This is a genomic window from Shewanella scandinavica (assembly GCF_031932065.1).
Lineage (GTDB): Bacteria > Pseudomonadota > Gammaproteobacteria > Enterobacterales > Shewanellaceae > Shewanella > Shewanella baltica.
Genome location: NZ_JAUOES010000006.1, coordinates 1 through 13,196, shown reverse-complemented (window position 1 = coordinate 13,196; position 13,196 = coordinate 1). Strand labels below are relative to the sequence as shown.

General features: G+C 44.3%; 7 protein-coding genes and 1 pseudogene. All 8 read right to left on the bottom strand.

The genetic code is table 11. The features are described 5' to 3' along the window. Positions 1-27: 27 nt before the first annotated feature. Complete coding sequence (locus Q4Q50_RS06295) at positions 28-1,209, bottom strand: porin (protein ID WP_063882878.1); 1,182 nt, start codon at positions 1,207-1,209, stop codon at positions 28-30. A gap of 774 nt (positions 1,210-1,983) precedes the next feature. Next, entirely contained in the window at positions 1,984-4,137 is a 2,154-nt protein-coding gene (locus Q4Q50_RS06290) for a TonB-dependent receptor (RefSeq protein ID WP_063882876.1), read from the bottom strand. 564 nt (positions 4,138-4,701) lie between these two features. Beyond that, the gene (locus Q4Q50_RS06285; RefSeq protein ID WP_063882874.1) at positions 4,702-6,387 is read right to left on the bottom strand and encodes a sensor histidine kinase; all 1,686 of its coding nucleotides are present in this window, start codon (positions 6,385-6,387) and stop codon (positions 4,702-4,704) included. Between the two features lie 13 nt (positions 6,388-6,400). Further along, complete coding sequence (locus Q4Q50_RS06280; RefSeq protein WP_063882872.1) at positions 6,401-7,996, bottom strand: DUF3369 domain-containing protein; 1,596 nt, start codon at positions 7,994-7,996, stop codon at positions 6,401-6,403. Between the two features lie 1,394 nt (positions 7,997-9,390). Continuing rightward, positions 9,391-10,956, bottom strand: a complete 1,566-nt coding sequence (locus Q4Q50_RS06275) for a S8 family serine peptidase (protein ID WP_063882871.1) — start codon at positions 10,954-10,956, stop codon at positions 9,391-9,393. Between the two features lie 335 nt (positions 10,957-11,291). Further along, the gene (locus Q4Q50_RS06270) at positions 11,292-11,906 is read right to left on the bottom strand and encodes a superoxide dismutase (RefSeq protein WP_063882869.1); all 615 of its coding nucleotides are present in this window, start codon (positions 11,904-11,906) and stop codon (positions 11,292-11,294) included. Between the two features lie 60 nt (positions 11,907-11,966). Beyond that, positions 11,967-12,416 (bottom strand): DUF2753 family protein, encoded by a 450-nt coding sequence (locus tag Q4Q50_RS06265; protein WP_063882867.1) that lies wholly within the window; start codon positions 12,414-12,416, stop codon positions 11,967-11,969. Between the two features lie 430 nt (positions 12,417-12,846). Then, positions 12,847-13,196: pseudogene (locus tag Q4Q50_RS06260) on the bottom strand (transposase); the annotation flags it as partial.

Sequence of the window (13,196 nt, the reverse complement as noted above, 5' to 3'; positions counted from 1 at the left end):
TGACTTGACGAAAGTGAGAAACAAAGTTTAGAACTGGTAACCCACGCCTAAGTTGAAACCGTCGGCGTCTTTAGCACCGCCCGCTTTTTCATAATCGGCTTTAAATACCACGTTTTCATGTAACCAGTAATTCACACCAATATTAGTTTGGGTGATTTCGGTGTCAACATCATTGCCAGCCTTGTTATCCCACGCATTGTAACGGGCAAAGACACCAAAGCTTTCGTTGAAGCGATATGAAGGCTCAATGTAATAGCCTTTCTGCTTATCTTGTCCTAGGGCTTCTGCCTCTTTGCCATCGATATCCCATTGAGCATAAAGTGCTTTAATGGTGAAGTTTTGAATGCTGTAGATAGCGTGCGCGGTTAACAGTGTGGCCGATGCCGTATCGACATCCGCAGCCCCTTGGGTTAAATCAGATTGATATTGTGCAGAAGCAGCCAGCTCTAAACCGGGCACAGCCGTGTATTTCACGCGGGCGGTATAGGCTAAATCTTCACCCTTAGCGTTAGATACTTTTTGGCGACCGCTACGAATATTAAATGCTTTGTCGCCCGTTGTGGCAACAGCAAGACCGCTAGTCACTGCGGTATCAAATGCAAGGCCAGGTGCCGCTTTAATATTTAACGCTAAACCCGCCTCCCACCAAGTAGCAGGGATGATGTCAGCTTCAACCGGATTACGCTCAACACCGTAAAATGCAGGTGGCTCGTGGGTTTCGTTGATAATACCGACAGGCATCAGGAATAAACCCGCTTTACCCGTGAAGCTCTGGTTAAAATCATGCTCGATATAGGCTTGTTCTATCTCGACTTCCCCCTTTTTACCTTCGCCAGCCAATGCATGTTCCACTTCTAGCTCAGAGAAAAAACGGGTTTTCTCAGTAAATTCATGGCCAACGAACAACACAAAACGATGAAAATCGAATTCTTTTTTGTCTTTGCCTTTAATGTTGTCTGAAATGTTGTTGTAGTGCAGTTCGCCATAACCACCAATAGTCGTTGCACTCTTACTTGAGCCAGTTTCTTCAACGGCATCGGCGGTTTTTTCTACGCGTTTTTCAGTTTCTTCTAAGCGTTTTTCAAGATCCTGCAGCACTTGCTGTTGCTGCTCAATTACTTTACGCAGTTCTTGTGTTTCATTCGTCGCGAGCGCCTGATGGCTAGCAAAGAGGCTCAATAGCGCAGTAGCAAGTAGTGTTTTTTTCATTATTTCCCCTGAAATGGTTACAATTTGTAAATGTATGTAAAAATCGTTAGCGATTTTACATATTGGTTTAAATAATGCAAACAATTCGCATTTGGATTTATGATTTAGATCAATTCTTATTTAATTTGAGTTCGGTTTAATAAGTTATAACTGCAATAGCATTCAACTCTGTGTTAGTGATATTCAGTTGTGGCTTATTGTCATTAAATTGATAAGCGATCTGCACCGCTTCATATAGAGCACATCACGTGCTCTGGCTGTAAATAAAAAGTTTCAGCCAGTGGCTGAAACTTCATCTCTGCATCAAAACACAAGCTGGAAGTTGATATTCGCGTTCGAGGATATTGATTAAGTCAGAAAGCTGTTTTACATCTGTTTAAGATTTATCGCAGTGAATTGACATATCACGCAGTTCAAGCAATTTTTGCTCAAGATTACTTCATAGGTATCTACCAGTGGAAATCAGTCTTTTTATGTGTGTTTTAGTAGCCTGATAATGTTGTAGTTTCACCAATGGTTTTATACCAGATACTGCTAAAAAGTGGGTAATACCGCGATGAGATTGAAAGCCTGCTATGACGCAGTTTATGATTATAAGCGATGACTGTATATCGTTCTGATAAAGCCTCTTACACAGACGATTTTATAGTCTCGCCTTTTGCATGAGCCATTTACCTGTAGGTTTCATAGTGGGTGTAGAGTATGAAGCCAAGCAGAATCCCCAATCCCATTTGGCTTCATTTACTCTTTGATTAACTCTTTTTCGAGAGCACCTTAAAACTGGTAGCTCACGCCGACATTCATTGTGGTTCCTAAGCCTTTAGTGTTGTAGCCTTTAAAGGTAAAAGATTGCGAGCGGGCAGAGTAATAATCTTCGTTGAACAGGTTTTCTACACCCAGGGATAAAGTCCAATCATTTATTTGGTAGCTACTGCTCAAATTGACAATGTTGTAATGCTCAACGGGGCCTTGGCTGCCAACATATGCACCATTAATTGGCTCGAATCGGTCGCGATCGCCGATATATAAATAGGCCAAACTTATATTGCTGTTATCTGTGGGTTGCCAATCTAAGGTAGCGGTAAATTTAGGTGGTGAGATGATTTGCCCGTCTAAATACTCATCTTTTTCGGTATCTTTACCTTCGACAAAACTATAGCTCATGCCAGTGCTGAGATTGTCTAACCAAGCGTAACTGACTTGTGCTTCGTAACCCCAAATTTCTTGCGGGGCACGAATAGGAACATAGGCACCTGATACTGCGTCGTATTTGCTGCTGGTGCCGAGTTCTGATTCGCTGAAAAAGGCCGCTAGCTCATAGGAAAAGGCATCAACATAGCCTGAAATGCCTATCTCATAGTTATCAATAATGGCTGCCTGTGATTTGATTAAGGCGATATCATTGACTGCCGCAGCGCGTAACAACAAACCAAGATCAGAAATATCTGCTCCTTGGGAATAACTGATAAACGGGCTAGCAAAGCTGCTGCCTGTATAACGTAACCCTAAGTTATAGGTGGTGGCGTTAAAGCCGAGATCGCCTCCTTTAACATCAATCGATTCGGTACATTGAGTCGCACTCGCACACAGTTTTAACGTACTGTAATCTTTAACACTTAAATCCACACTATCCTGACGAACTCCCGCCTTAATGACCCAATCATCAAATATCACCCATTTAGTTTGCAGATAGAAAGCAAGATTGGTCATGTCCATTTCAGGTACCCAAATACGGCCATCTTCAAGGGGCTGGCTGCTGATATCCTGCAAAGCATCGACCCCATAAACAAAATTAGTGACTATGTTGTCCCAATCGACCTCGGTATTAAAGTTGGCGCGTAAGCCAATTTTTTCAGACAGAATAATCGATTGCCCACCGCTGTATCCTTCTGATGGATTAGCGAGTGAGGAAGAGAAGAAAAACATGTTATCAATTTTTTGGCCGTAGGCGTCTAACACCATTTGTGTGCTATCTAATAATGCATCGTCCACATACTTCAAGGTAACGTTATGGTTACCCTTAGGTCCCTGTGGTTCGCCGAGTTTAGGCTTGCCTGAGGTATCTTTAATGGCGTAGGTTTTAACGCCAGAATTGATACTGCCACTGACATCAACTAAGTCTGCATCCTGTTGTGCTTCGTAGTAGTTGTAGGTGAATTGCAATGACTTTGCGTCAGTAAACTGGTATTGCAATTTGGTAAATAGGTTTTGTGTTTTCGTTTCGGATAATCCATAAACTAGGCCTGGTACGTCACCTTCTGCATCACGCTGTAGGCCCGTTTCTTCGGTCACAGCATTTAATACATAACTGAACTTTTCAAGTGAGCCATCCACTCCAGCATTAAAGCGATAGCCAGCGCTGTCTTCAAATTTGACTGTGCTGAATTTACTCGAGGCACCAAGATTCACTTGTGCTTTACTGTCGCCAGGTTTCTTGGTGATGTAGTTGATAATACCGCCTGCTGCACCATTACCGTAAATCGAGGTTGCACCTTTAATGACTTCGATACGCTCTATGGCGTTCGCATCCACTGAGCGCATATCAAGCGAGCCATTACGCAATGGTGTCGATTGCGGTACACCATCAATCAGTATGAGTGCCTTACGGCCACGTAACGTTTGTCCTGCATTACTTGAGGTTCCTGAAGATGGCGCTAAGCCAGGGACTCGCATTGCTAGAATATTCTGTAGCTCGGAACTGACCTTGAGATCTTGGTTAAGCGTGGCGTTATCAATTAAGGTGACAGATGAGGGGACTTCATCAATACGCTCCACGACGCGACTTCCTGAGATAATCAGGCGTTCAATATTTGCAGGTGGCGTGGTAGAGGTCACTGGTGTGGTGGCAAAGGCCATACCTGACAATAGCACTGAACCAACTAAGGCATAACGTATTGAAGCAGCACAGGGGGTGAGCGCGAGTCGCATAGTAAATCCTATATAAGTGAAAACGGAATAAAACCTAGCATTGAGTCCAACCAAAGACTTATGCACCAAGCAAGAAGGGCACGAATGATAATTATTACCGAAAAGTTTTGCAGGTTATTTACATTTGTTAATTTTTATGGAGATTAATCTTTTTCTGTCATGGTGATGGTAAAAATAATGTTGAGTCACTTTAATTGGGTTGCATCGACTTACATTTGGCTTAGCGGCCCTAGCTCAGTAAAAGCTTTCCATTAGTAGAGCCCGTTTGGCTCAAGGATCTTCACGCCCGTCATGGGATTTAAAGAGTACCAGATGAAATCAATGCGTTTAGGCTTAGTGGGTTTGGCAGTCGTGCTCGGATTATCGGCCTGTGCGACCACGCAATCGCCGATGGGTCGTGGGTAGACTTGCACTTTCTGCGACGCAGATAAGTATGACGAAGGTCAAAAAACGTAGACATTGCTGAAGTCAATTCTAACTAAATGGCCAAATTAACCTTACATCTTAAATACGAAACCAAACAATGGAACGAAAAATGCCACTTACACAGAGAATTTTATAGTCTCAAATCTGATTTATTGATGCGGTTAAAGGCAGATGTAAGGTGAAGCAGGTTCCTTGACCTTCTGCGGAGCTGGCAATCAGGGAACCACCCAGTATGCCCACTACAATATTTCGGCAAATTGAAAGCCCTAGCCCCGAACCACCCGAGCCAAGTTTAGTGGTGAAGAAAGGCTGCCATATGCGCGCTAAAATAACTTCGCTCATACCCTTGCCGTTATCGGTCACATAAATAGTAACGTAGTCGTCTTTTATTTCAGCGCTTATGGTGATTGTGCCACTGTCGGTTGGTTCGAAGGCATGTACTGCTGCATTGTGTAGTAGATTTGAGATTACTTGCCCAAGCGCCCCAGGGTAACCATCGCAACTAATTTCAGGGCTGATAGTGTTTTCGAAGGTCCATTTTACGTTTTTATGGGCGGTACGTAACATAGTGATATGATCATTAGCGACGTCGTGTAGCTTAAAGATACGACGCTGCTCGGATGTTTGGTCTACTGATATGTTTTTAAAACTGGCGATGAGGTTGGCCGCACGCAAGCAGGAGCGTAAAATCATGGGTGTGCCTTGGCTACAGTGCTCAATATAATTATCGAATGTTGAACGGAGCATCTTGCCGTCTTTAATTTGTGCCGCTATATCTTTAGTATTGGCTTCTAGCGCAGAGGCTGCCGTTACGGCAATGCCGATAGGAGTATTTAGTTCGTGGGCAACCCCAGCAACTAATGCTCCGAGAGAGGCGAGTCGTTCTGACTCCATTAAAGAATGCTCAGCTTTTTTTAGCTCCGCTTGCTGTCGCTCACGGTCAATCTCAATTTCAGAGAGGCGCTTTTCCGCGCGTGCAATACAGCCTGCAATGCTAGCTTCTAACCCACCATGAATGCTAAGTGCATCTACATACTCGCCATGACCGAGGTGCGATATATGTTTTTCAATGGTGCCCAGAGATGCACCGAGAATACGTTGTAATGCCCATGCCGCTAAACCAATAGTGAGTGCCGATAAAATGGCTAGTAAGGTGAGCCAATATTGTAGAGCAGTTGCAGTTTGTAAATGAGACTGCACGTTAAGTTGCGTGCGTTCATCCAGTGCTACGGTGAAATTTAAAATAGGTAACATAACGCCGGCTTTGGCTTTTTGATAATCGTTTGAGTGAATAATGGTAATGGCCTGCCAGCTTTGTGTTTGTCCATTACTTGTTGCTTGCTCGCGAAGTACCATTGCTTGGCGCTCCAAATTAACAAGAGCGTCAGAGCTATCTTTGGCAGCGTTAAGTAAACTGAATTCATGCTCGGTGACATCGGCCTGACGCATTAAATCCGTTAACTTTGCAGCAGTACTTAGTGGGCGAGGCCTTTTATCAGACTCAAGAACTAAATCCCAGTATATAGAAGAGTAATTTTCAGGACGCGGCACTAGACCATCACGAATGTCGAGCACTTCCTGAAATTGTTTCTTATACATAGGGTTACCTGCCACCACGTATAAGCGAACCATGCGAGTAAGATCATCAGAGGTTTGCCGTAGCTCATCAGCTAAGTGAAGAGAATGCTCGCGATTGAGCTGGGCCTTATCAATTGCGAGCCTAGAGTCCATATACAAATAGAACGTTATAGACATGGCCAAAAGTAATAAAAATGCGGCAGCCAATGTGGCATAGAATACGCTCAATGCATGGGGCTTTTTCATTGTGGATATCCAATCAATGTTTGCCAAGGCCATAGTATTCACACAACACTGGCGGGAGTCGTTTTTCTGTAACTAAAGCTAAAATAGCTTGCACCACAAGAGGATCAAACTGGCTGCTGCTGCGACCGAGGATATAGTCTATTGCCTGATTAAGGGGCCAAGCGGTTTTGTATGGGCGCTCACTCATTAAGGCATCAAATACATCAACCACAGCTACAATGCGTGCACTGAGTGGGATTTGCTCTCCAGATAATCCACTTGGATAGCCGTTGCCGTCAAAGTATTCATGATGGCCGCCGGCAATTTCAGCTGCGATAGAAAAATAATTTCTGCCTTGTATCAATTCGGATGCTTTAAATAGAATATCTTCACCCATGCGGGCATGTGTTTCCATGATGGTGCGCTCGTCACTATCTAGTTTGCCTTTTTTTTGCAAGATGCAATCTGGAATGCCTATTTTACCTATGTCGTGGAGAATACTCGCCCAACCTACTTTTGATAAAAAGCCCTGAGTCAGCTCGTCTGTAAAATGTCCATTTTGCAATAGTTCATTAGCAATTGCCTCAGTCAAATCACGTACGCGTAACACATGCAATCCTGTGTCTTCATCCTTATGTTCGGCTAAGCTCGCCATGGCTACAACGCTGGCTTCCTGTGATTTTTTAAGCTGACCAAATAAATGATAATTGTCGTAGGCCGCTGACATGCGCTCACAAAATATTTCAAGCAATGCTTGTTCTGCAGCGTCAATTTCATATATGGGGGAGAAGTATATAAAGAATATGTGTCCGTTGTGTGCGGGGATGCAAAGCACGTCGTGAGGGTGTAGAAAAACGGATTTTTGGTTTTGGTGGGCTAATGCTATGTTGTGGGTTAACTCAGGCTGATTAATAAGACCTTGCTCATCGGCCTCAAGCGTTTCATACAGTCCAGTGGTAGCTATTATGGTTAACCGTTCTGGTGTATCTGGTTGCATGCCTTTGGCCATCACCAGGATGCCTTCTGGGGGGAACTTTAGCAGTACGCTAATTTGATCAAGTATACCTGAGGCAAACTGTTTCAGAGATGAAATGCGGTACAGGCTCGATGTGCCCTCTAAAATTTTCATCAGGCCGATGCGGTTTTCCTCGAGAGACCAAAGACTGTCATAGGCGCGCAGCGAAGAGATCACCACAGTGAATAGTTTTTCCGCTGTTAATTCTGTTTTTAATTTATAGTCGTTAATATCGTAGTCAACGATAACGCTTTTCTCAGGGGCATAGCCAGGTTGGCCAGTACGTAACACAATACGGACCATGTGATTACCTAATTCATTTCTGATCCATTTAACTAGCTTGAGGCCGGCGTCATCCGTCTCCATCACCACATCAAGCAATATAAGTGCGAGGTCAGTTGAATGGCTTATTATTTCGATCGCCTCGCTGGCAGAGTAGGCGTGTTGTACATTAAGTGTCTTGTTTTTATAGGTGAAGCTGTTTAACGTTAATCTGGTAACGTTGACGATATCAGGCTCATCATCTACCACTAATACATTCCACACTCGTTGGTGGTTTTTTTCTTTTGTTTCACAGGTGTCTTCGGTTAGCCAATCATTGAGAAAATCACTCATGTGGAAAGCCTCATTACTTACGAGTAGTTTGAGTTTGATAGTTATTGCCTAATCTGATGTATTGAGTCCGGTAGAGGTCCTATTTGGGTTTATCCGTGACTTGTTGTCCATCTTTCAATTCCACGTTGTTGCCTAAGATTGCAAGCAGGTCAATCCTTTGAGCCTTTTCCTGTTTTCTATGCCAACTCAAGCAGTTTGAAGACCATCGTTAAAGTTACTATCCCATATTTTGTATTTATTTTTTATGAGTGGTTAAATGACTTGGTGGTTTTTATTTGTATTTTAAGTGTAATGTATTTGTATATTTTTTGGTTTAATTTGTTGAGTAAATATTGTCACCCTCGCGGTTTTTTTCAAGGTAGCTGTCACTCTTGCTCAAATATTAAGCAGCTATTCTATTGGTGCTTTATTTGGGTTTAGGGTCACGGCTCCAAAAGCCTCACAGATAGGTGGGAATAAGGGGATAGGTGATAATTGACCTAGTGGTTTTAAATGGAGCTAGACGCTACTGAAAAATAAAGCGCAAAACCGCTAGGTTTCGACTCATATGATATTTCGGGACAGATCTTGTATGTAGCGCCTCACATTAGCTTAGTTACTGCAAAATCTGATAAGCAAGATGCAAACAAACTTCTTCCCTAGCAAATTTGGGGGCATAAACGTGCCAGAACTGATTGGCCTGGCATGAGTTTGGACCAAAGCGCGTGAGCCCGAAGCTCGCGCAAAATAGCAGAGTTTTAGAACGTGAATCAGACTAGGGAAGTTTGATTCACTGTAACGGTTTATCAAATCCCTCATGATCAGGCAACAAATGGCTGAACTTCGAGCGATGGCAAACTTTGGGTAGAAGTGGGTTAAAGCCATCTGTCGGATCCGGCATAAATAGGGCTGATATAGACTTGTTGAGCGACGATGACGAGTGTGAATATCGCACGTTTTCTTGGCATTAGTTGTTATAGTAATATTGCGTAGCGATAGGGGTATTACACCATTAAACTTCAACAGTTCTTCGATGCGGCCTAGATAATCCCTAGATCTCCTTAAAAAGTTGGGAGCACTCAAACCCATGCATCAGTAAGGCTACAGGCGAGTCGTTGCATCAACCCTAGATGAGGATGCAACGGCGTGTTTTTATTGCTTCTGTGTTAACGCTTTAGGGCGTGAAGGGGAGGGCGAAATGCGGGGTTTTTGGCTGTTTTTGGTGAATTGATGGCGCCCAAATGGATCTTTCTATTCGGCTCACGGTTTCGGTCGTTGCCTCATTGCCCAGGGTAAATAATACCAATCGTATTCACTGGATTGGCGGAACACAAGCCTAAGTATTAGCAGCATAAAAAAACCAGCACGAGTGCTGGTTTTTACTGTTAGAAGATTAGCGTTTGCACTTTAGGTGATTATTTACCTGAACAGCCGTAGGTGGTGAGGTAGGTATCAGCCGCCTTCGCGTTGACAATACCGTAACCAAAATAGACATCTTTCCCTGGGGTACCCGCATCCATTGCGGTCGCTTTTAGCGCGTTACGTATCTGGGTGCCAGTACATTCTGAATGGTTAGACCATACCAGTGCCGCCATACCCGATACCGCTGGTGTTGCCATAGAGGTACCGCTCATAAAGCCGTAATCGCTGCCACCAATAGAGACAGTGATATTCTGTGCTGCTAATAAGGCCGCTTTGTCTTCTAGGGCTGCGCCAACGGCAGGGATAGACGTCGCATTCGTGTCACCTAAGGTGGCGTATAACATGCCTGATTCATTGTTAACTATGACTGCAGCAACCCCGCCCGAGTTTTCACAGTTCAGTACTTTATCGTGGAAGGAAATGACGCCACGATCGATAATACATACCTTACCATTCGCATTTGCATCAGTGGCTTGTGCCGTACCCATGAAATAAGTGTCTGCCGACGCTGCACCTAGGTTTTCCATCGCAGAGGAGGCGACTGTTGCACCATCTGCCGTGACAGATGCCGCGGTAGCCATGCCTGCTGGGTATGTCGATAGGGTATCAACGCCACCGGCTGTGACTTCAACACAGATACCGTCGTTATTGGTCGCTCTCTTGCCACGACCGCTTAGACAGGTTGGGAACTGTGAGAAATCGGCAATATTATTATCGGCATCGTTGGCGCCAATCATCATGACGGATGGGTAACCCGCAGGATAGGAGCGCACAGAATTAGCGTCATTACCCGCAGCTGCAACCACTAAGCCCCCCGCGGCAGTAAAGGCGTCGAAGGCATTCTTTTCGGTATTGTTGGCACCACCACCGCCTAAGCTCATGCTGATGATATTCGCGCCCGCATTGCTACATTTATTAGCCGCATAGGCCAAGTCTGATGAATAGCCCCAGCCAGAGGCATTAAATACTTTCACTATGTGCATTGCTACGCCTGGCGCCATACCAATGACACCCATATTGTTATTTGCCGAACCTATGGTTCCAGCGACGTGGGTACCATGTGGACCGCCATTTTGAAACCAGTTACCTGTACCTGAGTCGTTGTCACCCGTGATATTGTTCCAGTCAAAATCTGGGTTTGAGTTATCTAAACCTGAGTCTATGACACACACTTTCATGCCCGCACTTGGGTTAAGGGCCACTTGATTCGCACGGGATTGATAAATGGCGTATGGGGTGACCTGTGCCGTCATTGGGTTGCCCACACTATCCTTATACAAGGACATAGGGTAGCGACGAAGATCTTCTTCAATCAGCGTGATATGTGGATTATTGAGTAGGCCTTTTACCTGTGCTAGGTCTTTGCCTGTAAAAGTGGCTGCAATAAATTGGTCGCCTTCGAGCTTAATGTTACCACCTAACTTTTTTGCTAGCGCTTTAACTACGCCCTTATGTCCAGCTTCAACTTGAATGACATAACGATGGTCATCCGCCTGTACTTGGGTGATAACGCCAACGGATAAAGCGATGATTGCGCTTGCTATTTTTGTTAGTTTCATTGTTTTGCTCCATTTGTGTTCAAGGTTGTCATTCCTAAGTTGCATCAAATGTCTAAATCGCATCCTTATGCTACAGACTAAAGTCCTATACTTAGGCATTTTCAAACTAACACAGGGGATGGGTATTAACGAGTGCATAACAAAATTAACAAAATGTGCGATTTAGCTGGTGTTAATAAACACTGACCAGTTTGTGAATGGCGCAGGCGTTGCAAGGCTAACATTCTAAATAAAATGATAAATCTATCTGTGTTAATTTAATGGCGCATGGCTGGCAGCATAGCGAGAGTCAGTCCGTTACTTCGTATGCTGCCTACAATAGGGCTGGCTATTGTCTAAGATGCGAGATGTTCAAGATAAAGCTGTTCGACTTTTCCCCAGTTAATCACTTGATAAAATGCGTCAATGTATTCGGGGCGCTTATTTTGATATTTAAGATAATAGGCGTGCTCCCATACGTCTAAGGCGAGTATCGGCGTGTGGCCATGCATCAGCGGGCTGTCTTGATTGACGCTATTTTCTACCCTTAGGTTGCCGCTGCTATCTAAGGTTAGCCATGCCCAGCCACTGCCAAAACGACTGACTGCCGCCTGGGTAAAGCGCTGTTTAAATTCGGCAAAACTGCCAAAGGTTTGTATGATTGCCTGGGCTAATTGACCGCTAGGCTCTGCACCGCCATTCGGGGACATGACTTGCCAAAACAGGCTGTGATTGGCATGTCCACCGCCATGATCGCGTACTATTGCTTGGAGGTTATCGGGTAATTGCTTAATTTGTCTCAGTAATTTCTCCAAGGGCCAAGTGGCATATTGATTGTCTTTTAAGGCCGCGTTGAGATTATTGACATAGGTTTGGTGGTGGCGACTATGGTGGATTTCCATGGTCAGAGCATCGAGGTGTGGCTCTAGGGCGTCGTAGGCATAGGCTAGTTGGGGTAGTTGGTGTGACATGTTTAACTCCTATTGTATTGTTTTATATCAATTAATACATTCGTTCTGGCCTAAATCTCATTAGTGATATCGCTGGGGGCTGGCTGGCTGTTTGAGAAGCTGGTTAGTCTGATTGTCAGGGCCATAATGTTGACAAAACTGCATGAGTTCTATGCGAGCCCTTTGTTGATGTAAGTAGAGGTTTGGCACCGCGATTTGTTGTTCGGCGAGCTGGTTGAGGCGCTGATAGGGTTGGCAAAGATGGGCACGCGCCGCTTCTATGTTGTGTTCTGCGCAGTAGCAATCGGCGAGATTATGGTGACTGATCACAAAGGCGCTGAGCATACATTCCGATAGTGCTGCAGTGTTATCTAGCACCCATTGGGTAATTGCCAGCGCTTGTTGATAATAGTGTTTGGCGGCAGACAACTGCCCTTGTTGAAAGGCTTGGTTGCCCTTGATGATTTTTTCTTGCCAAGGTGAGAGTGCCCCATAGGGCTGGCATTGGGTCTGTTCGGATAAAATAGTCATGTTGACACCCGTATCATAGAATTAGTCTACGGTATTGATAATGGTTATCAATTGCAATGTCGATGGTGGGAATTGTTCTCATCTTTACATTATGAAGGCATGTGCTGCTGCAAAATGGTACCGAACAACAGACAGAAAAAATCTAGGGTCGGTTTTTGTTTGCTGATGCATCTTGAGCGGCCGATACCTATCTTGTATAACCAGTGACAAAAATGTGGCTATCCATTTTAGATCAACAACATAATGCACTTTTGGTTTGTCTACAACTTGTATGAGCTAAAATTGCTTAAATGAGAGTCATCAAAAGTTGAAGGGCTAAAGCTAAGGCATAAAAATGAGCTAACTCATTAAAAAATAGTGTATTTAAGACATGCTAACCCACCCAATAAAACAAATGGGCAGTGATTGGTTTAGTTAAGCAGGATTACAGTTAGTTGCTGTGAAAGTGCTGACAGCTTGCCGCAAAGTGCCGTCGTCGCTTTTCTAGATGTTCACAGTAATCAGTGAGTTCTTGCAGCGTACCCACCGGACCGCGAAATAGCTTGCCAAACTCAGTAGTGAGCTTGAGCCAATTGTCATGTGGGATATTTAATCTTGTCAGTAACTTAGCGCTATTTTCACTGATTGCTCCACGTTTATCATTGCGGATTATTCGGCCTGTATCATCCACTAATTCGAGATAATCCGTTAAGTAAAACGCAATGCCATTGGGCTGGTTCTCGCGCTCATTACCGATAAAAGGCAGTAGATTTTTAGGTTGTTCACCTTTTAATGCGGCCC

Coding starts and splice junctions, on each gene's coding strand:
- Q4Q50_RS06295 (WP_063882878.1), bottom strand. CDS start 1,209: ATGAAAAAAACACTACTTGCTACTGCGCTATTGAGCCTCTTTGCTAGC.
- Q4Q50_RS06290 (WP_063882876.1), bottom strand. CDS start 4,137: ATGCGACTCGCGCTCACCCCCTGTGCTGCTTCAATACGTTATGCCTTA.
- Q4Q50_RS06285 (WP_063882874.1), bottom strand. CDS start 6,387: ATGAAAAAGCCCCATGCATTGAGCGTATTCTATGCCACATTGGCTGCC.
- Q4Q50_RS06280 (WP_063882872.1), bottom strand. CDS start 7,996: ATGAGTGATTTTCTCAATGATTGGCTAACCGAAGACACCTGTGAAACA.
- Q4Q50_RS06275 (WP_063882871.1), bottom strand. CDS start 10,956: ATGAAACTAACAAAAATAGCAAGCGCAATCATCGCTTTATCCGTTGGC.
- Q4Q50_RS06270 (WP_063882869.1), bottom strand. CDS start 11,906: ATGTCACACCAACTACCCCAACTAGCCTATGCCTACGACGCCCTAGAG.
- Q4Q50_RS06265 (WP_063882867.1), bottom strand. CDS start 12,416: ATGACTATTTTATCCGAACAGACCCAATGCCAGCCCTATGGGGCACTC.